Annotated in this window: 16 protein-coding genes; 8 read left to right on the forward strand and 8 right to left on the reverse strand. The window is 73.1% G+C overall.

The window, feature by feature from the left end:
• Nucleotides 1-212 precede the first annotated feature (212 nt).
• Entirely contained in the window at nt 213-1,658 is a 1,446-nt protein-coding gene (locus ACFY2K_RS06830; protein WP_387709982.1) for a serine hydrolase domain-containing protein, read from the forward strand.
• A 120-nt stretch (nt 1,659-1,778) separates the two neighbouring features.
• On the opposite strand, the gene ACFY2K_RS06835 is transcribed toward ACFY2K_RS06830, so the two are convergent.
• Nucleotides 1,779-4,259, reverse strand: coding sequence for an RICIN domain-containing protein (locus tag ACFY2K_RS06835; RefSeq protein WP_387709984.1), 2,481 nt, complete (start codon nt 4,257-4,259; stop codon nt 1,779-1,781).
• A 200-nt stretch (nt 4,260-4,459) separates the two neighbouring features.
• On the opposite strand from ACFY2K_RS06835, the gene ACFY2K_RS06840 reads away from it, so the two are divergent.
• A complete protein-coding gene (locus ACFY2K_RS06840; protein ID WP_387709986.1) occupies nt 4,460-6,541 on the forward strand; it encodes an alpha-galactosidase in 2,082 nt (693 codons plus the stop codon).
• Nucleotides 6,542-6,661: 120 nt separating this feature from the next.
• Nucleotides 6,662-7,237: a helix-turn-helix domain-containing protein gene (locus tag ACFY2K_RS06845; RefSeq protein WP_380643199.1), complete on the forward strand. Its 576-nt coding sequence runs from the start codon at nt 6,662-6,664 to the stop codon at nt 7,235-7,237.
• A 59-nt stretch (nt 7,238-7,296) separates the two neighbouring features.
• Here the strand turns inward: ACFY2K_RS06845 and ACFY2K_RS06850 are convergent, their stop codons facing one another.
• The 4 genes from ACFY2K_RS06850 to ACFY2K_RS06865 form a co-directional block, all read right to left on the reverse strand.
• A complete protein-coding gene (locus ACFY2K_RS06850; RefSeq protein ID WP_380528688.1) occupies nt 7,297-8,184 on the reverse strand; it encodes a dihydrodipicolinate synthase family protein in 888 nt (295 codons plus the stop codon).
• A gap of 1 nt (nt 8,185) precedes the next feature.
• Entirely contained in the window at nt 8,186-9,031 is an 846-nt protein-coding gene (locus ACFY2K_RS06855; RefSeq protein ID WP_387709988.1) for an aldolase, read from the reverse strand.
• 186 nt (nt 9,032-9,217) lie between these two features.
• A complete protein-coding gene (locus ACFY2K_RS06860; protein WP_387709990.1) occupies nt 9,218-9,706 on the reverse strand; it encodes a hypothetical protein in 489 nt (162 codons plus the stop codon).
• Nucleotides 9,703-10,818: a molybdopterin-dependent oxidoreductase gene (locus ACFY2K_RS06865; protein ID WP_387710193.1), complete on the reverse strand. Its 1,116-nt coding sequence runs from the start codon at nt 10,816-10,818 to the stop codon at nt 9,703-9,705. The genes ACFY2K_RS06860 and ACFY2K_RS06865 overlap by 4 nt, the downstream gene beginning before the upstream one ends.
• Nucleotides 10,819-11,174: 356 nt before the next feature.
• Here ACFY2K_RS06865 and ACFY2K_RS06870 point away from each other — a divergent pair, with 356 nt between their 5' ends.
• A complete protein-coding gene (locus ACFY2K_RS06870) occupies nt 11,175-11,516 on the forward strand; it encodes a hypothetical protein (RefSeq protein ID WP_387709992.1) in 342 nt (113 codons plus the stop codon).
• A gap of 168 nt (nt 11,517-11,684) precedes the next feature.
• Nucleotides 11,685-12,965 carry a glycoside hydrolase family 10 protein gene (locus tag ACFY2K_RS06875; protein ID WP_387709994.1) on the forward strand — a complete coding sequence of 427 codons (1,281 nt, stop codon included), beginning with the start codon at nt 11,685-11,687 and terminating at the stop codon, nt 12,963-12,965.
• A gap of 39 nt (nt 12,966-13,004) precedes the next feature.
• Here ACFY2K_RS06875 and ACFY2K_RS06880 read toward each other — a convergent pair whose 3' ends face one another.
• Nucleotides 13,005-13,718, reverse strand: a complete 714-nt coding sequence (locus ACFY2K_RS06880) for a MarR family transcriptional regulator (RefSeq protein ID WP_380592164.1) — start codon at nt 13,716-13,718, stop codon at nt 13,005-13,007.
• Between the two features lie 216 nt (nt 13,719-13,934).
• Here ACFY2K_RS06880 and ACFY2K_RS06885 point away from each other — a divergent pair, with 216 nt between their 5' ends.
• A complete protein-coding gene (locus ACFY2K_RS06885; protein ID WP_387709996.1) occupies nt 13,935-15,152 on the forward strand; it encodes a serine hydrolase domain-containing protein in 1,218 nt (405 codons plus the stop codon).
• Nucleotides 15,153-15,229: 77 nt separating this feature from the next.
• On the opposite strand, the gene ACFY2K_RS06890 is transcribed toward ACFY2K_RS06885, so the two are convergent.
• The gene (locus ACFY2K_RS06890; protein WP_380532921.1) at nt 15,230-15,844 is read right to left on the reverse strand and encodes an Imm43 family immunity protein; all 615 of its coding nucleotides are present in this window, start codon (nt 15,842-15,844) and stop codon (nt 15,230-15,232) included.
• A gap of 190 nt (nt 15,845-16,034) precedes the next feature.
• Between ACFY2K_RS06890 and ACFY2K_RS06895 the strand changes: the two genes are divergently transcribed.
• Nucleotides 16,035-16,664, forward strand: a complete 630-nt coding sequence (locus tag ACFY2K_RS06895) for a LysE family translocator (RefSeq protein WP_380592170.1) — start codon at nt 16,035-16,037, stop codon at nt 16,662-16,664.
• 51 nt (nt 16,665-16,715) lie between these two features.
• On the opposite strand, the gene ACFY2K_RS06900 is transcribed toward ACFY2K_RS06895, so the two are convergent.
• A complete protein-coding gene (locus ACFY2K_RS06900; RefSeq protein ID WP_387709999.1) occupies nt 16,716-17,369 on the reverse strand; it encodes a class I SAM-dependent methyltransferase in 654 nt (217 codons plus the stop codon).
• 379 nt (nt 17,370-17,748) lie between these two features.
• Here ACFY2K_RS06900 and ACFY2K_RS06905 point away from each other — a divergent pair, with 379 nt between their 5' ends.
• Nucleotides 17,749-19,047: an Ig-like domain repeat protein gene (locus ACFY2K_RS06905; RefSeq protein WP_387710001.1), complete on the forward strand. Its 1,299-nt coding sequence runs from the start codon at nt 17,749-17,751 to the stop codon at nt 19,045-19,047.
• The last annotated feature ends 47 nt before the right edge of the window (nt 19,048-19,094 follow it).

Genomic DNA, 19,094 nt, shown 5'->3' on the forward strand with positions numbered 1-19,094 from the left:
CCATCCGATTTCAAACGATGTTTGAAAATGGTCGTGGGCGCGCTAGTGTCATGATCGGCGGCGGCGGAGCATGCGGGCTGGGGGCCCGGAATCCCGCCTGCCATGGAGAAGTTGACGGCCAGTCGTACCGGACTGTCCGCACGCGCCGGGTCCGCCGCCGCTGAACCGTCCACGGACCGCCCATGCATCGTCGTGACCGCGAGGGAGAGCACATGCCGGAGAAGCTGAGCCGTGAAGCGACCGGGGAGGCACCGGCCTTCGACACCGCCCGCTGGCAGGCCCGGCTCGACGGACTCCTCGCCGCCCACCGCATCCACGGCGCCACCCTGGCCGTGCTGGCCGGCGGTGAGATCCACGAACTGGCCTCCGGCATCCTGCACTCGGAGACCGGCGTGGCCGTGACCGCGGACTCCGTGTTCCAGATCGGCTCCGTCAGCAAGGGCTACACGGCCGCGATGGTGGTGCTGCTCGCGGAGGCCGGAAAGCTCGACCTCGACGCGCCGGTCGTGGACGTCCTGCCGGAGTTCGCCATCGCCGACACCGAGGCCACCCGCACCATCACGCCACGTCAACTCCTCAACCACACCAGCGGCATCGAGGGCGACTTCGTCAGCGACACCGGCCGCGGGGACGACTGCCTGGCCCGCTACGTCGAGGGCGCCCGTACGGTCGGACTGACCAACCCGCCCGGCGCGACCGTGTCGTACTCCAGCACCGCGTACAACGTCCTCGGCCGGATCGTCGAGGTCGTGACCGGCGGCACGTGGGACGAGGCGTTGAAGGAACTGCTCACCGGCCCGCTCGGGTTGGAGCACACCATGACCCTGCCGGAGGAGGTGCTGCGCTTCCGCGCCGCGATGGGGCACATGGGCGACCCGGGCGAGGAGCCGGTGCCCACGCCGCTGTGGAACATGATGCCGCGGTCGGCCGGCCCGTACGGCGGGATCTGCGCGACGGCGGCCGATGTCGCCCGGTTCGCGCGGCTGTTCGTGGACGGCGGCGCCGCGCCGGACGGGACGCGGGTGCTGCCGGAGGCCGTGGTCGGGGCGATGCTGAACCGCGAGGTCGAGATGCCCGACCAGTGGTTCCTCGGCGCGCACTGGGGGCTCGGCTGGGGGCTCTTCGAATGGGACGGCGTCCGGGGGTTCGGGCACGACGGCAGCACCTTCGGGCAGCTGGCGTACCTGCGGGCGATGCCGGAGAAGGGCGTCGCGGTGGTGCTGCTGACGAACGGCGGGGGAGCGGCGCCCAAGGTGTTCGAGGCGCTGTGCCGGGAACTGTCGGCGGAGCTCGCGGACGTGACGATGCCCGGCTTCGAGCCGCCGGCCCGGCCGCCGGTGGTCGAGCTCGGGGGGTTCGTCGGCAGGTACCGCCGCGAGGGCTTCCTGATGACGATCGCCGAGAGCGGAGGTGAGGGCCGCGGCGAGGGCGACGCCGAGGGCGTGCTGACCCTGACGTACGAGGGCGCCGACGGCCTCGCGGGAACCTTCGACCCGCTGGTGTGGCAGCTGACGGCGGTGTCGGACGCCCCGGCGAAGACCGTCTTCGCGGGGCGTCGGAACGAGAAGGACGCGTGGATACCGGTGGTGTTCTACGCCCTGGCCGACGGGAGCCGGTACGTCCACTTCGGCGTCCGGGCCACGGCCAAGTCGGCGTAGCGACGCGGGCGTGAAGGGGCCCGGCAGCGGCGTCACCCACGCCGCTGCCGGGCCCCTCGGCGCCTGCGGCCGCTCGCCGCTGCCGCCGGGTCAGCGCGTGCCGGTCAGTCGGTCAGTCGGTCAGTCGCCGACCGAGACCGTGGCCGTGCGGCCCGGGGCGAGGGTGACGGTGGCGGTGGTGTACGTCCGGCCGTCGACCGTCGTGGTGCGGGTCGGCTGCGGGTGGCCGTCGACGGTGAGGGTGGTGTGGGCGCCGGGGAAGCGGGCTTCCCAGGTGAGGCGGTCGGGGCCGGTGTCGGTGAGGGTGCTGCTGCGCTGCCCGTCGTGGCGGAGGGTGACGGTGCCGGAGCCGACGGGGATGTCGGCGACCTGGACCCAGCCGATGTCGGCGGGCAGCTGGGAGGTGGTGGTCAGGGCGTGGGCCGCAGCGTCGGGTTGGACGCCGAGGAGGCCCTGGACGGTCTGGGCGAGCAGGGTGAAGGGGAGCTCGGGGTAGTCGCCGTTGAGCATCCGGCCGCTGGCGTGGGTCCGGTCGACACCGCGGTAGATCTGCCGCATCCACTTCCAGGCGGTGGCGCCGTCGTGGTTGGCGAAGTAGGTGTCGGGCAGGTAGGTGAGGGCCTCGGCGTTGACGGAGGCCTGGGGGCCCGACTCCTGGGTGTCGATGTACCGGAGGTAGTCGTCGAGACGGGGGCCGGGGGCGAGGAGCTTCTTCATCGGCATCAGCACGCTGGTCTCGTAGCCCCAGCCGCTGACCGGGCGGCCCTGGGTGTCGTAGCCGTGGACGAGTTCGGCGGGGTGGTCCGGGTCGGTGCTCCAGGTGGTGTTGACGTAGGTCCGCAGGGTGTCGGCGGCCTGCCGGTACCCGGCCGCGCCGGTGGTGTCGCCGCGGGCGGCGGCGAGGGTGGCGGCGGCGAGGTAGGCCTGGTACTGGGAGGCGAGGGCGTCGCCGGCCTCGGCGTAGGCGGTGGTGGCGTTCTCGGCGTAGCCGGCGGTGCCGGCGAAGATGCTGCCGCTGGTGGCCTGGGGGATCGGGACGCCGTGGTCGTCGATCGGCCCGGGGTGCCGGGTGATGAAGCTGCCGAGGGTGGTGCGGACGTAGTCGGTGAGGAGCGGGTCGTCGGCGTAGTCGCGGTCGCCGGTCCACTGGTAGGCCTCGCCGGTCTTCTGGACCAGTTCGAAGGGGGCGGGCAGCTCGCGGACGAAGCTGGTGGGGCCGTGGTAGTCGATGGCGGCGTTGGTCCTGGCGTCGAAGTTGAGCGCCCAGACCGGGTAGTCGCCGTTGAGGTCGGTGGCGGAGGCGGCGAAGGCGCGCAGCATGGTCTTGTTCTGGGCGTCCAGGCCGAGCAGGTGGGCGCCGACCAGCTGGTGGGCGAAGTCGCGGCTGTAGAAGGCGGAGCGGAAGGGGTAGCCGGCCCAGTAGGTGGTGTCGTAGGTGCCGGTGGAGGTGCCGCCGGTGTTGTTCTCGTCCATGTTCAGCACACCGGGGGCGCCGGCCTGTTGGACCCAGCCGTTGGCCTTGGTCTTCGCCCAGTCGAACAGGGCCACCAGCTCGGGGTCGGAGGAGCTGATCCGCGGGTCGTTCGGGGCGGCGGGGGCCACGGACGCGTCGTCGACGTTGATCCAGCCGGACGGGGCGGAGCCGATGGCGAGGGTGATCCGGTCGCCGGGCGCGACCGTGACGCGGGGGAGGGTGTACCTGGCGTACACGGGTTGTTCGGGCAGGGTCAGGGACCGTACGACGGTGCCGTTGACGGCCACCGAGAAGCTGCCCCCGGCCGCGCCGGTGGCGATCCAGGCGGACAGGTCGTACGTCCCGGCGGTGACGGCGGTGAGCTGCCGGCTCACCCGGTGGTCGGGGCCCGCGTCGAGGTAGGCGAGGCGGCCGCCGTAGTGCGGGTTGTTGGTGGCGACGCCGGTGTGATCGGTGAACGTCCAGCCGGTGGTGCCCTGTTCGAAGCCGGGGTTGTCGAGGACCAGCGGCTCGGTGCGGGTGAGGGTCCAGCGCTGGTCGGGGGCGGAGTCGCAGCGGCGGGCCAGCACCGGCAGGTCGGCCCGGTCGGAGTGGTCGGTTCGGCCGGGGTGGTCGGCGGGCGTGGCGTGCGGCGCGGTGAGGCACTGGCCGTCGTCGAGGGCGGTCAGGGTGTGGCCGCCGCCGGGGGCCGGGGAGACGGCGAACCGTTCGTGGTCGGGGTGGCTGCCGCAGTCCTCGGTCACGGCGGTGCGGGCCCGTTGGTGCGCGGGGCCGGTGACGACCAGGCACTGCCCGGTCGCGGCGTTGACCAGGAGGTAGCCGGCGGGGGTCGCGGTCGCTCCCGGGGGCGGGGCGCCGGTCCGGCGCAGCTGCCAGCGCTGGCTCAACAGGCCCTCACAGGCGGCCCGGACGGCCGGGGTGCCGGGCCGGGCCTCGGCGAACCTCGGCCCGAGGCACCCGCCGCCCGGGGCCGCCCCGAGGACGTAGCCGCCGCCGTCCACCAGGGTGTCCTGGGCGGCCCGGGCCGGGGTCGCGGTGGTGACCTGGGCGCCGAGGACGGTGAGGGCGGCGAGGAGGGCGAGGCCGGACGGCAGTGCGGTGGCGCGGGCACGGGGCGCGGGGGGCATGCGGGCTCCTTGACGGGGACCTGAGCATTTGAACGTTCAAAATCGCGGCAAAAGCCTTGACCCATGTGATCGGTGACATGTGTTATTTCACATGTCGCATCGGAAGCCGTCAACGGAAAGCGCACGGGCGGCTGCCAGTCCCCCCGATTCCGACCGAGTGTCACCCCCCACGCACCCCCACCACCCCCACAGGAGCGCACGTGCGCCTTCTCCCACGCCGCCTCGCGGCACCCCTGCTCGCCTCGGCCCTCGCCGTGACCGGCCTCGGGGCCCTCACCCTCGGAGCGGCCACCCCGGCCGCCGCGCTCGGCAACGGCAACGCCCTCACCCCGCCGATGGGTTGGAACTCCTGGAACTCCCTCGGCACCGAGGTCACCGAGCAACAGGTCGTCCAGACCATCGACTTCATGGCCGCCAACGGCCTGGTGGCGGCCGGCTACAACACCGTCACGGTCGACGACGGCTGGTCGCTCTGGCACCGCGACGGCCAGAGCGCCGACTTCGTCCGGACGCCGTACGGCTCGATGCAGCTGTACGACACCGCCGGGAACCCGGTCGCCGGGACGGACGGCACCGGCAACGACCCCACCTCCGGCCACCTCGTCCCGCGCCCCGACCACTTCCCCTCGCAGACCGTCGACGGCCGGACCGTCAACGGCATCCAGTACCTGGCCCAGTACGCCCACAGCAAGGGCATGAAGTTCGGGCTCTACGCCACGGACACCTACGAGACCTGCCAGATGCACCCCGGCAGCCTCGGCCACGAGGCCACCGACGCGGGCGACTTCGTCTCCTGGGGGGTCGACTACGTCAAGTACGACGACTGCCCGTACGGGCCGCAGATCACCGGCCCGGACGGCCACGACTACGCGACCCAGGGCGAGGGCAAGGAGCTCACCCGCTCCGTCTACGCCCGCGTCCAGACCTTCCAGCGGGCCCTCGACGCCGCCTCCGCCGCCCAGGGCCGCCCGAAGGTCACCCTCAGCGTCTCCGCCCAGCCCGCCCACACCGGCGTGCCCTACCTCCTCGACCCGGCGGACCCGGCCCGCACCGACCCGGTCGTCCGGGCGGCGGGGACGGCGCCGTTCAGCGCGCCCGGCTACGCCCCGACGGGCGTCTGGTGCGGCCAGGTGGCCAACCTGTGCCGGATCGGCGGGGACCGGGACAGCGAGCTCGACGGCGTGCTGTGGAACGGGCAGCTTCAGACGGCCCTGCGCTACCCCGGGAACGTGCGCCCGGGCAGCTGGAACGACCTCGACATGATGTACACCGGCTGGAACGACGTCTACGGCCTCTACGGCACCACCGACACCTGCACCTGCCACAAGCCGTTCACCGACGACGAGTCGCGCACCGAGACCTCCGTGCTCGCGATGCTCGCCGCCCCGCTGATCTCCGGGGCCGACCTGCGGACCGCCGCCCAGTCGCAGCACACCGACGGCGGCCACACCTGGTCCACCGGGATCGGCGCGTCGAGCCTGGCGGTCCTGGAGAACCGGGACGTGGTCGCCGTCGACCAGGACGCGCTGGCCCAGCCCGCCACCCTGGTCGGCGCCGCGCCCACGAGCAGCACGGCGCCGGTGGTGCTCAAGCGGCAACTGGCCGACGGGAGCACCGCCGTCCTGCTGGTCAACCAGGACCCGGCCGCCGCGCACACGATCGGCACGGACCTCGCCTCGCTGGGGCTGACCGGCGGGTTCGGCTACAAGGAGCTGTGGTCCGGCGCGACCGGCACCGTGACCGGCAGCGCCGCGGTCGGCGGCACCTGGGTGCCCGCGCACGGCGTCGCGATGTACCGGCTCACCCCGCAGGCCGCGACCGGCCCGGCGACGGTCGTGGACGACGGCAAGTACCACGCCCTGGGCACGGGCGGCTCCGGCGGCCCGGTGCTGGAGGTCGCGGGCACGTGCAGCGCGCCGCTGGGCGCGGCCGCCGACGTCAACACCTGGTGGCCCACCCACACGTCGGAGCAGTGGATCTTCACCGGCAACCCGGACGGCACCGTGCGGATCAGCGATAACTGCGACACCGCCACCCACGTCCACACCGTCCTGGCGGCGGGCACCTCGCCGGGAGGCAGCGCCTACCTGCTGAACTACTCGCCGGGCAACCCGTGGCAGGAGTGGCGGGTCGTCCGGAACACCGCGACCGGGGTGCTCACCGTCACCAACGTGGCCACCGGGCTCGCGCTCGACGCGGGCGGCGGGGCGGCGGGCACGACGGTGACCACCGCGGCGCCGAACGGCGCTGCGGCGGGGCAGGGTTGGAGTGTCCTCTCGTAGCCCCGACCGCGTGACGTGACCGGGTGACGTGACCGGGTGACGCACCGCCGGGGCCGGGCGCCGGGGTCCGTGGTGGGATGATGGCCCGGACGGTTCCGCAGGTGAGGGGTGGCGCGGCGCATGAGCAGCAGGTTGCGGGTGCTGAGGCAGCAGAACCGGCTGAGCCTGGAGGCGCTGGCCGAGCAGGTCGGCGTCACCAAGAGCTACCTCTCCAAGGTCGAGCGCGGCCTCAGCGACCCGTCGATCTCGACCGCCCTCAAGCTGGCCCGCGCCCTCGGGGTCGACGTCGGCCGGCTGTTCTCGGACGAGGTCGAGCCGGAGCTGGTGACCGTGGTCCGCGCCGGGGAGCGGACCCCGATCGCGGGCGGGGCCGGCCCCGGCGCCCCGCACTACGAGGGCATCGCGACCGGCCTCAGCGGCAAGCGGATGGTGCCGTTCGTGATGTACCCGCCGACCGACGCCACCGGTTCCCCGTTCAAGTCGCACCCGGGGGAGGAGTTCTTCTTCGTCCACGCGGGCGCGGTGGAGCTGGAGTTCCCCGAGCGGACGGTGGAGCTGGGACCGGGGGACAGCGTGTACTTCAACTCGGCGGTGCCGCACCGCTGCCGGAGCACCGGTCCGGAGCCGGCCCACATCCTCGTGGTCATCCACGACGAGCAGGACGGCACCGTGGACCGGGTCCCCAGCCTGCCCTGAGTGCCTCAGCCTGCCCTGAGTGCCGCTGTTGCCCGGTTCCCCTGTTCCCCGGCGGGGGTTCAGCCGGTGGCGTCCGCCAGCAGCCGGGCCAGCTCCGCCCGGCGCTCCTCCGCCAGCGGCAGCAGCGGCGGCCGGGGCTCGCCGACGTCCAGGCCGAGCAGGGAGAGGCCCGCCTTGACCGTGGTCGGCAGCCCGCCGCGCATCAGGAACTGCAGGACGGGCAGCTGGCGGTAGTACACCTCGCGGGCCGCGTCCAGATCGCCCGTGCGCACCGCCCGGTACAGCTCCAGCGGGAGTTCGGGGATCAGGCAGGGCGCAGCCGTGCACCAGCCGCTGGCGCCGGCCGCGAAGGCCGCCAGCGCGAGCGGGTTGGAGCCGTTGTAGAACGGCATTGCGCCGTCGGAGAGTTGGGTGAGGCGGTGCATCCGCTGGATGTCGCCGCTGCTCTCCTTGACCATGGTGATGTTGTCGACGTCCCGGACCAGCCGGTGGATGAGCTCCGGCGGGAGGTCGACCCCGGCCGTCCTGGGGTTGTTGTAGATCATGATCGGGATGCCGACGGCGTCGGCGACGGCGGTGTAGTGCCGGGTGATCGCCTCTTCGTCGAGCGTCCAGTAGGAGAGCGGGAGGAGCATCACCACGTCCGCGCCGGCCTGTTCGGCGAAGCGGGCGCGGCGCACGGCGCTGCGGGTGGTGAGGTCGGCGATGCCGACGACGGTGGGGACGCGGCCCGCGACGGCGGAGACGGAGGCCTCGGCGACGGCGTACCACTCCGGGTCGTCCAGGTAGGCGCTCTCGCCGGTGGAGCCGAGCGGGGCGACGGCGTGGCAGCCGGAGACGACCAGACGGTCGATCAGTGCCGTGAGCCCGTCGAGGTCGAGGCCGCCGTCGGTGCGGGAGAACGGGGTCACCGGGTACGCGATGATCCCTTCCAGGGTGGTCGCCATGTCAGGACTCCTTCCGGGCGGGTGCGGCGGGTGCGGCGGGTGTAGCGGGTGCGGCGGTCGGGGTGGTGAGGGCGTCGCCGTGGCCGGCGCGCAGGGCGCGGCGGGCGTAGTAGGCGAAGTTCGCCTGGCCGCGCTTGGGGGTGGAGATCCAGTCGTGGGCCTCCTGGGCGAGCAGGCCGGGGATCTCCTGGATCTTCCCGGCCGCGCTCGCCAGCAGCTGGAGCTTGGCGGCCCGCTCGAAGAGCAGGGCGAGGGTGCAGGCCTCCTCGACCGTACCCGTGGCGACCAACTGGCCGTGGTGGGCGAGCAGCAGGGCGCGCTTGTCGCCGAGGGCCGCGGAGATGATCTCGCCCTCCTCGTTGCCGACCGGGATGCCGGGCCAGGTCTCCAGGAACGCGCAGTCGTCGTACAGCGGGCACATGTCCATGTGCGAGACCACGAGCGGGGTCTCCAGCATGGACAGCGCGGAGATGTGCAGCGGGTGGGTGTGGATGATGCAGTTGACGTCGGGTCGGGCACGGTAGACCCAACTGTGGAAGCGGTTGGCCGGGTTGGCCATGCCGTCGCCCTCCAGGACGGTGAGGTCCTCGTCGACGAGCAGCAGGTTGTCCTCGGTGATCTCGTCGAAGCCGAGGCCCAGCCGCTGGGTGTAGTAGGTGCCGGGGCGTTCGGCGCGGGCGGTGATCTGCCCGGCGAGGCCGGAGTCGTGCCCGGCGTCGAACAGGATGCGGCAGGTGAGCGCGAGCTTCTGGCGCACCGTCCAGTCGTTGTCGGGTATCGCGGTCTGCATCCGGTGGTGGGCGAGTTCCACCAGTTCGGACTTGCCGGCCTCGAAGGTGTCGGTCATGGCCGTGGCTCTCCTCGGTGACGTGACGCGGTGGTGTCGCGTACGGTCGGGTGCGGTCAGGTGCGGCTGGCGTGCCTGTGGTTGTGCCTGCGGGTGTTCCTACGGGCGTGCCGCAACCGGGTGACACCTCGTTCACTGTAGGACACAAGGTGTCCTGCGTCCATGTCGCCTGCCGGAGGGGGCAGTTCAGCCGGCGGACCGGTGCTGGTGTCGTCGCTGGAACTGCCGGTGCCGTCGCCGCCGTCGGGCGAGCGCGATCAGCGCCGCGCACAGCGCGGTGGCGGCCAGCAGGAGCAGCCAGTTGCGCAGGTACGGCAGCGGTAGCACCGTCGGGTTGCCGGAGTCGCGGCCCGCCCGCAGGACGGCGGGCAGACCGACGGCGGTCAGCGCGGCGGCCACCACCAGCCAGCCGCGCAGCACCCAGCCGCGGACCGGGCCTGGCGCGCGGAGGGCCGGGCCCGCTGCGCGGAGTGCGGCCGCCACGGCGGCGCCCGTCAGGCAGGCCAGCGGCAGCCACAGCCCGTCGTGCAGGACCAGGGCGCCGACGGCCCACCACAGCACCCCTGCGGGCTCGGTGACGTAGGCGTCGTCGAGCAGCCCGTACAGGCCGACGCCGGTCAGCGTCAGCCCGGCCGCCAGGGCCGCCCCGCGCAGCCAGGTCGCGAGCGCGGTCATGCCAGCACCTCGATCCGGGCCACCCACTTGGTCTGCAGCACGCCGGGCCGGTTCGGCGCGATGATCCGTGCGGGGAAGCCGTGGTCCGCGCTGAGCTCCTCGCCGTCCACCCGCAGCGCCAGCAGGGTGAGCGGGTCGGCGGCGTACGGGGCGGGCAGCTCGGACACCCGGTACGGCCCCTCGGCCTCCAGCGAGGTGACCCGTACGGCCGCTCCCGGCGGCGCCCCGGCCCGCGCCAGCAGGTCCGCCACCCGGACCCCGCCCCACCGGGCGCTCACGCTCCAGCCCTCGACGCAGGCGATCGGCAGCACCGCCTCGTGCTGGGGGAGTCGGCGCAGCTCGGCGAGCCCGATCCGGAACGGCCGGGGGCCGTCGACCACCAGCCGCCAGTCGGCGGGTACGGTCACCGTCCCGGCCTGGGCGGCCGTACGGTTGACCGGCAGGCCGCCCGCCCCCTGGCCCGGGCGGCGCGGGGCCAGCAGGTCCACCGCGCGCAGCCAGGGCACGGTCTGCCCGGCGGTGGTGAGCGTCACCGCGCCGACGGCCGCTCCCACGGCGGTCAGGAACCCCCGGCGCCCGGCCACCGCCGGGGTACCCCGGGCGCGCCAGTGCCGGGCGACGAGCGGTGCCTTGACGGCCAGGTGGACCAGCAGGCCGCCGATCGCGAGCCAGGCCAGCCAGAAGTGGGTCTGGCGGAACGGGAACGGCCAGGGGTACCACTGGAGCGTGTTCAGGAGACCGGTGCACAGCTCCAGCAGCACGGCCGCCACCAGGACGGCGATGCCCAGCCGCTCCAGGGCGTGCAGCACGCTGCGGGCGGGCGGCCAGTCGAACAGCCGGGGGTAGACCGTCCACAGCTTCGTGCCGGTCAGCGGGATCGCGGCGATGCCGCTGATCACGTGCAGTCCCTGGGTGATCCGGTAGCCGTCCACGGGCCGGGAGGGCAGGTGCGGTGCGAGCCAGTGCGGCGGGTCCTGGAGGAGGTGGCTGGTCAGGCCGGTCAGGAAGCAGACCAGCAGGGCCGCGCCGAGCCACCGGCCGAGCACGACGGCCGTGCGCGGCTCGTGCAGCGCGGAGGTGAACGTGCCGTCGCGGAAGGGGCCGCGTCGCAGGGAGTCGGGCGGGGGAGGGAGCGGGCGGTCGAGGCGGCGCCGGGCACCGGAGGGCTTGGAATCCACCCGTCCATCGAAGCGCGCCGGACGTGCCGTGAGGTGCTGCGACGTCCTTACGGAATGCGAACGGCGCCGACCAGGGGGAGGCCCGGTGGGGCCGCGAGGGCCCTCGGTGTTCGGTCTTGGGGAACCGGACCGTGCCCGTTCCGGTGGGGCGAAACGGGCCGGCACCGGGAGCCTCATGCTCGTCACGGCTGCCAACGTTCCGCCAACGAATCACCAATGCCCCGCTGGTGACGGAAGTCTGGTGTGACGAAAGCCTGGTGACGAATGGTCACCGCACGTAGGGTCCACCCATGAACGACGAGATCACGACCACGTTCGGCAACAGGTTCTACTCGTTCGACGGTCGGATTCTGGAGATCTTCGGCAGTGACCCCATCCGCTTCCACGTCCGGTACCTGCACCTGAGCGTCACCGGCCCGGACCGGAAGGGGAAGCGGACGGTGGAGATCGCGCACGGCCGGCCGGAGGCGCCGGGGGCCCGCTACGTCTGGACGTACACGGCCGCCGAATGGGAGCAGGCCCAGGGCCTGGTCGAGCTGCTGGAGGCGGTGCAGGCGGCCGTCGACTCCGCTGCCGCCGTCTCCGTCTCCGGCCCCGGGCCCGGAGCCGGTTCCGGTTCCGGGCCGGGGTGATGCGGCCATCGGGTCGACATGCCCGTACCCACCCGCTCCCCGGGTCGTTGCTCCTGGCACGCAGGGACCGGTCCCTCGTCAGGGCGGCCGGACCGACGGGCAGCGAGCCGCGGCAGCCGAGCTGCGGCAAGCGAGCTGCGGGAAGCGGAAGCGAACGAGGGGTGCGACATGGGGCGAATCACGAGGCGGGGCTTCGTCGCGGGCACGGCGGCGGCACTCGGCGGGCTGGCCGCGGCCGGCCCGGCGCTCGCCGCAGGCCGGGGCGGGCCGCAGCAGAAGCCCCTGCGGGCGACGGCTGAACGGCGGGACGGCGCGCGGGACTTCCGCGGTGTCTGGCTGGCGACGGTGGCCAACCGGGACTGGCCCTCCCGGCCCGGCCTCACCGCGGAGGCCCAGCGCGCCGAGCTCCTCACCCTGCTCGACCAGGCGCAGGAGCGGCGGCTGAACGCGGTACTGCTCCAGGTCCGCCCCACCGCCGACGCGCTGTGGCCGTCCCCGTACGAGCCCTGGTCGGCCTGGCTCACCGGGGTGCAGGGCCAGGACCCCGGCTGGGACCCGCTGGGCACCGCCGTCCAGGAGGCGCACCAGCGCGGCCTGGAACTGCACGCCTGGTTCAACCCGTACCGGATCGCGACCCACGACGACCCCTCGCGGCTCGTCCCGACGCACCCCGCCCGGGTCCACCCCGACTGGGTGGTGAGCTACGGCGGGCGGCTCCACTACAACCCGGGCCTGCCGGAGGTCCGCAGCTTCGTGCAGGACGCCGTGCTCGACGCCGTACGCCGCTACGACGTCGACGGCGTCCACTTCGACGACTACTTCTACCCGTACCCGGTCGCCGGGCAGCGCTTCGACGACGACGCGGCCTACGCCCGGTACGGGGCGGACTTCCCCGACCGCGCCGCGTGGCGGCGCGACAACATCGACCTCCTGGTGCGGGAGACGGGCGCCCGGATCAAGGAGGCCAACGGCCGGGTGCGGTTCGGGATCAGCCCGTTCGGGGTGTGGCGCAACCGGGCGACCGACCAGCGGGGCTCGGCGACCACGGCGGGCATCGAGGCCTACGACGACCTGCACGCCGACACCCGGACGTGGGTGCGCGAGGGCTGGATCGACTACATCTGCCCGCAGCTCTACTGGAACATCGGCTTCGCCCCCGCCGACTACGCGCTCCTGGTGCCCTGGTGGGACGAGGTGGCCAGGGGCACCGGCGTCGACCTCTACCTCGGCGAGGCCCTGTACAAGGCGGGCGCGTCGGGCCAGCCCGCCGCCTGGCAGGACCCGGCCGAACTGTCCCGCCACCTCACCCTGGACCAGGACTACGGCACGGTCCGCGGCCACTGCTTCTTCGCGGCACAGGACGTCGCGGAGGACCCCATCGGCGCCATGGCCCGCGTCGTCGCCGACCACTACCCGCCGTCCCCGTCCCCGTCCCGGGACCGTCCGTGAGACCGTCCTGGTAGACGCGGACGGCGGCGTCCGCCCCCCTCAGGACAGCCCGGTGCCGGAGCGGCGGCGCTCCACGGCGCGGACGAGGTCGGTGCCGATCTCCGCGAGGAAGTCCGCCGCCGTGTCGAGACGCTGCCCGGCCGGGGTGCTGGCGCCCAGCAGGTCGGCGCCGGTGCGGGCGAACTCGGCGAGCAGGGCGTTGCGTTGGGCACTGGCCAGCATCGAGCGGTACCAGACGTCGCCGTTGATGGTGTACTGCTCGCGGCGGCCGTGCTGCCCGTCCCGCTCGCGGCGGATCAGCCCCTGGTCCGCGAGGTAGCCCACGGCCTTGGACACCGAGGCCGGGCTGACACCGAGGCGCCGCACCAGGTCGGCCGCGCTCAGGCTGCCGCTGTCGGTGACGTACAGACAGCTGAGCACCCGGGCCACCATGCGGGGCAGCCCCATGTGGACGAGGAGGTCGGCGAAGCGGCCGGCGTAGTCGTCGACGGCCGCCGGGTCGCGCCCGTCCGGTGCGGCCGGGGTGCCCCCGGACGGTCGGGCGAGGCCGGGCCGGCGTCGGGCCCGGCGGGCGGTCGCGCGCTGGGCGGTCTCCGCGCGGTAGCGGCCGGGCCCGCCGTTGCGGGCGATCTCCCGGGTCACCGTGGAGGTGGGGCGGGCGATCAGCCGGGCGATCGCGGCGTAGTCCAGCCCCTCGGCGAGACCGGTCGCGATCGCGAGACGGTCCTGCGGGCTCAGCCTGGCACCCGGCACGGGTGGCTCCTCTCCTCGGGCCTTCGCACGAGTATCCGGATCCGGGCCGCGCGGTTGCAACCGCGTTTGCATTCGTCGGCATCGTCATTGCAATGATTGACCGTCACTGACCTGCTGCGATACTGGCGTTGAAGCAATCAGATGTTGATGGATCCTCGAACTCGGCCGTACGTTCTTCACCGACGACGAAAGCCCGACCGACCAGGGGGACCCACCGTGAAGACCACCACCCGCACCGCCCTCGCCACCGGCCTCGCCACCGCCGTGGCCGCCGCCCTGCTGACCGCCGCCGCCCCGGCCGCCCTCGCCGCCGCCCCCGATGCCAGGCACGGCGGCCACCAGGGACTCCAGGCCGCGCTCGACCAGGCGGTCACCGTCAACGGCCTGCCGGGGGTCACGGCCGAGGTCCGCGACCACGGCTCGACCTGGTACGGGCAGTCCGGCACCGCCGACCTGGCCACTGGGCAGAAGTTCAAGCCGCAGGACCGGTTCCGGATCGGCAGCACCACCAAGACCTTCGTGGCCACCGCGCTGCTCCAGCTGGAGGCCGAGGGGAAGCTGACACTGGACGACAGCGTCGAGCAGTGGCTGCCCGGCCTGGTCGACGGCAACGGGTACGACGGGTCGAAGATCACCCTTCGCCAGCTGCTCAACCACACCAGCGGGATCGCCAACTTCGCGATGGACGAAACGGTTTCGAAGGAGTTCCGGGGCGAGGCCTTCCTGCAGCACCGCTTCGACCGGTTCACCCCGCGCCAGCTGGTCGGGATCGGCATCGGTGTGAAGCCCAGCTTCGCGCCCGGCACCAGCTGGGAGTACTCCGACACCAACTACGTGCTGGCCGCGCTGGTCGTCGAACAGGCCACCGGCCACAGCCTCGCCCAGGAGATCGCCGACCGCTTCGCCAAGCCCCTGCACCTCAAGAGCACCTACGAGCCCGCCGCCGACGACACCGGCATCCAGGGGCCGCACGGCCGCTTCTACTCCAAGCTCGGCCCGTTCGACGCCCCGACGCTGCCCGTCCACGACGTCACCGAGCTCAGCCCGTCCTGGGGCTACGGCTCGGGGGACATGATCTCCACGGTGGGGGACCTGAGCACCTTCTTCCAGGCGCTGCTGGGCGGCCGGCTGCTGCCGCCGGCCCAGATGGCGGAGATGGTCACCATGAAGGACCCGAAGGCAGGCCCCACGGGGTGGATCCCGAACTCCCACTACGGCCTGGGAATCGGCTCGATCACGCTGTCCTGCGGCGAGGTGTGGGGGATGGGCGGGGCGATCAACGGCTCCTGGTCGTACACGTTCGGGAGCCGGGACGGCCGCCACATGATGTCGACCCAGGTCAACGGCGACTGGGCGAACGGCGAGGCGTGGGGGCCGGTCGCGGTCTTCACGAAGGAACTGGAGGCCGAGTTCTGCGGCGAGGGGAAGAAGTAGGGAACCCGGAACCCGGACAACACCGAGGAGTGGGACGTCGGCCCCACCGACTTCCCACTCCTCGGCCGTCGAGTGCGTCAGGCGCTCTGGACGGTCCCGATGTCCGGCAGCTCCACGAAGGTGACTCCTCTCGGGCCGAACCGCCGCGCGGCTTCGGCGAACCTCTCCGAGCAGAAGGCAACCCCGAGGAGCGGGATGGAGTCGAAGAGGAACAGGTCGCGCTCCGGCGGCGTCCCGAAGCGCAGTTCCCAGACCTTCTTGATCTGCCCGTCGCGGCGGAAGTCGATCCTCGACCCCGCGAGGTCGACCACGTCCTCGACCTTGAGCAGTTCGGTCCGGGGGAACTTCACGAAGTAGTAGTCCTTCGCGGGGATCCGCCTGCCCTTGCTGGACACCACGTTCAGCTTCGCGGCCTGCCAGCCACCGGTGTCGGTGGCCCGCATCAGGGCCAGGAACTCGCCGCTGACGACGTGCCCGTCGAACTGCGTGTGGAAGTCGAAGTCGTAGGCCCGGTCCTTCGTGATCAGCCACAGCTCGGCCGGCAGGTCGGCGAGCGGGGCGTCGCCCGTGGCGTAGTGCCAGGCGTACTGCATCGGCCGGTCGTGGCCGTCGTCCGAGAACTCCTCGTGGATCAACCCGTTGAGGAAGGCCGGGCAGCGGGCCTCGTCCTGGTACGCCAACGCGAAGTGCAAAGCGGTGATCCCCCGTCCACGGCCGGACGCGGAGCCGGCCCCCGCCCCCGTCGCCGCCAGCCTACCGATCAGTGCGGCCGCACGGGATTCGTGAATGCGGCGGTACCGGGCCTTCACCTCGCCGCCGGTCCTCCGTCTCGACCTACGAATATCGCTTGCAGGGCTGCCACGCCCGCACGAGCATCGGCCCATGCCTGTCGATCCGCACCTCTTCGCCGTCTTCCTCGTCACCACCCTCGTCGCGATGGTCACCCCGGGACCGGACATGCTGTTCATCCTCGGCTGCGGGATCCGCGGCGGCGCCCGTGCCGGGCTGCTCGCCACCGCGGGGGTCGCGACCAGTGAGGCCGTTCACATCGCGCTCGCCGCCGTGGGACTGTCCGCGTTCTTCGCCGCCGCGCCGACCGCGTTCACCGCGCTGCGCCTGGCCGGCGCCGCCTACCTGGTGTACCTCGGTGTGCAGGCGATCCGCCACCGCGGCCGGGAGCGGGTCGAGTCGGCGGGCGCGAACGGGGTCTCCGGCCGACGCGCTTACGTTCGCGGGCTGTTGACCAACTTGGTGAACCCGAAGATGGTCACGTTCACGATCGCGTTCCTGCCCCAGTTCGTCGACCCCGGCCTGGGTCGGGTCTGGCTCCAGTTCCTGCTCCTCGGGGCGGTCTTCATCGCGATCGAGTTCCTGGTCGACGGCACCGTGGGCGTGCTCGCGGGCCGGATCGGGGGCTGGCTCGACCGGCGCGCGGCCGCGCGCCGCCGACTCGACGTGGCGACCGGCGGCGTCTTCATCGGCCTGGGCGTACGTCTCGCGGTCGAGCGATAGGGCGTTCCGTACGGATCGACCACCCGTCGACCCGGCTCAAGGGTGTGACCCTCAAGGCAACGAGGAGTGGGAAGTCGGCCCCACCGACTTCCCACTCCTGCGCCTGAGCGGCGTCCTCGCCGTGCGCTGTGCGTCCGAGCTCGGCGTCGCTGGAGTTGTCACCCCTGGGCATCCGGTTATCCGGTCTCGCTCGATACTGTCGCCGGGAAGCAGATCGGCGGGTTCGTCCCACGCGGCGTTGTCGGCTGCCCCGGCTTTCGGGCCAGGAGGTAGGCCTGCTGGCCCTGTCGGGGCCTCTCGCTCCGCGAAGACCACCGGCAAGAGCTCCGGAGGGGTGTGGACGGTCGAGTACCAGGCGAGGATGCCGCCGAGAGTGCCGTCCGGCAGGTCCGGGTCGGTCATCGACCCTTCGTCGAACTGCAGGTCCGGGTGCGTGCGACGGGCGACGGCAACGGTCTCCGGCGACAGGGCGATGCCGAACGCGGTCAGCCCGAGGGAGTGCAGGTGTGCCGTCACGTGGCCGGGCCCGCAGCCGAGGTCAGCGACGGGCCCGGCGTCGACGGCCCGGGTGAGTTCGGCGCATGTGCTGATCATCGCGCGGCCGTACAGGTCGCCCTCGAACGCGGGTGGCACGAGTTGGGCGTAGTCGACGGCAACGGTGTCGTAGGCCACCCGAGTGGCGTGCAGGTAGGTCGGCTCGGTCATGGCTGAGGACGGTAGTGCCTGCCGAGGGGCGTCGTGCTGGTGGGACCACCCGGGGCGCTGGCGCCGGTGTACGCGGCTCGGTGAGTTCGGGTGCCGGGTGCCGCCCGGTGTGATGGTGTGCGGCACGCCGCCGTCGGAGCAATCGGGGCGCGAGGGCCGGCCGGTCGTCACGCTGGGCCGGGTGATCACGCTCCGGAGCAGGGATGCCACCGCTGCACGGGTCGCGTGATCCAGCACCCCGAAGCCCCACCTCCAGCCAGCACATCGGGAGACACCAGTGATCGGACACCACGCCCCAGGACATCCCGTCGTCGCAGGAGAGGCGGGCGTCCACGTTCGTGCGCGGTGGTGGCGGGCCGGGGTGGTGGCAGGGGTGTGCGTGGCGCTGGCCGGTACCGGGGTGATCCCCGCGACCGCTGCGGCGACGGGGTTCGCGCCGGGCACCACCCCGGTGCGGACCCGAGGGGCCGACCCGGTGGTCACCTTCGCCTTCACCGGCGGCTCGCAGAGCCTCACCATCCCGGCGCAGGCGGTGGTCACGATCACCGCCGACGGTGCGGGCGGCGGCGACAACACCGGTACCTCCTGTTCCGTCACGGGGACGGGCGGGACGGGGGCGCGGGTCGTCACCACCCTCCCGCAGACCACCGCCCCGACGACGGTCACCGTCAACGTCGGCGGCGCGGGCGGCAAGGGCTGCAACGGCACGGGGACGGGGGGTGCCGGCGGGTTCAACGGCGGAGCTCCGGGTGGGGGCATCCCGGTCACCGGCTTCCGGGCGGAAGGGCCGGGCGGGGGCGGTGCGTCCAGCGTCAGCGTGGGCTCCTTCCTGGTGGTCGCCGGGGGCGGCGGTGCCGCCGGGGGTACCGGGGGCAGCCTGAAGGGCGGCGACGGGGGCAACGGCGGGACGACACCCGACGCCACCGGCGGTACGGCGGGAAGCGCGACCGGCCCTGGAGCCGCGCCGGGGCAGGGCGGTGGCGGCGGCAGCACCAGCACGAACACGGGTGGTCCGGGCGGGGCGGCCGGCACCGTCGCGTTCTGCAACGCCACGACGGGTGCGCCGGGAAGCGGGTTCGTCGGTACCGCGATCGGCACCGGCGGCACCGGCGGGGCGATCGACGGCGGCTGTGCCGCCACTGCCACCGGTGCGGGGGGTGGCGGGGGCGGCGGGTACTTCGCCGGCGGGGGCGGCGGCAGCGCTGCCGTCAACAGGACCGGCACCCTGGCGAGCGGTGGCGGTGGTGGTGGCGGGAGCAGCTTCGCGACCCCGTCGGGCACCGGGACGTCCTACGCGGCCTCGACGATCGGGACGGCGAACCAGAACGGCCAGGTGATCATCAGTTACACCGTGGGCAAGCCGGTCACCACGACCATGACCGCGATTCCCCGGAGCACCCGGATCGGTTCGCCGGTCGTGCTCAGCGACACCGTCTGCCCCGGCGCGGGCTCCACGACCAGGCCCACCGGAACCGTCACGTTCACCGACACCACCACCGGGACGGCCCTCGGCACGGGACGCCTGTTCCTCTCCCTCGGCAGGTGCGCCGCCGGCGGGACGGTCACCGCCTTCCGCACCGCAGGCACCCACACCATTACCGCCGTCTACAGCGGCGACTCGGTGTACCAGGACAACGCCGCCGACCCCGAGACCATCACCGTGACGGTGAGTCCCTGATCGGAACGCCGCCGCAGCACCGGAGGCAGACCCTGCCTCCACCGGTG

The sequence above is a fragment of the Kitasatospora sp. NPDC001309 genome (assembly GCF_042896295.1).
In the GTDB taxonomy this organism is placed as follows: Bacteria; Actinomycetota; Actinomycetes; order Streptomycetales; family Streptomycetaceae; genus Kitasatospora.

Coding starts and splice junctions, on each gene's coding strand:
- ACFY2K_RS06875 (WP_387709994.1), top strand. CDS start 11,685: ATGGGGCGAATCACGAGGCGGGGCTTCGTCGCGGGCACGGCGGCGGCA.
- ACFY2K_RS06845 (WP_380643199.1), top strand. CDS start 6,662: ATGAGCAGCAGGTTGCGGGTGCTGAGGCAGCAGAACCGGCTGAGCCTG.
- ACFY2K_RS06835 (WP_387709984.1), bottom strand. CDS start 4,259: ATGCCCCCCGCGCCCCGTGCCCGCGCCACCGCACTGCCGTCCGGCCTC.
- ACFY2K_RS06860 (WP_387709990.1), bottom strand. CDS start 9,706: ATGACCGCGCTCGCGACCTGGCTGCGCGGGGCGGCCCTGGCGGCCGGG.
- ACFY2K_RS06870 (WP_387709992.1), top strand. CDS start 11,175: ATGAACGACGAGATCACGACCACGTTCGGCAACAGGTTCTACTCGTTC.
- ACFY2K_RS06830 (WP_387709982.1), top strand. CDS start 213: ATGCCGGAGAAGCTGAGCCGTGAAGCGACCGGGGAGGCACCGGCCTTC.
- ACFY2K_RS06850 (WP_380528688.1), bottom strand. CDS start 8,184: ATGGCGACCACCCTGGAAGGGATCATCGCGTACCCGGTGACCCCGTTC.
- ACFY2K_RS06895 (WP_380592170.1), top strand. CDS start 16,035: ATGCCTGTCGATCCGCACCTCTTCGCCGTCTTCCTCGTCACCACCCTC.
- ACFY2K_RS06900 (WP_387709999.1), bottom strand. CDS start 17,369: ATGACCGAGCCGACCTACCTGCACGCCACTCGGGTGGCCTACGACACC.
- ACFY2K_RS06855 (WP_387709988.1), bottom strand. CDS start 9,031: ATGACCGACACCTTCGAGGCCGGCAAGTCCGAACTGGTGGAACTCGCC.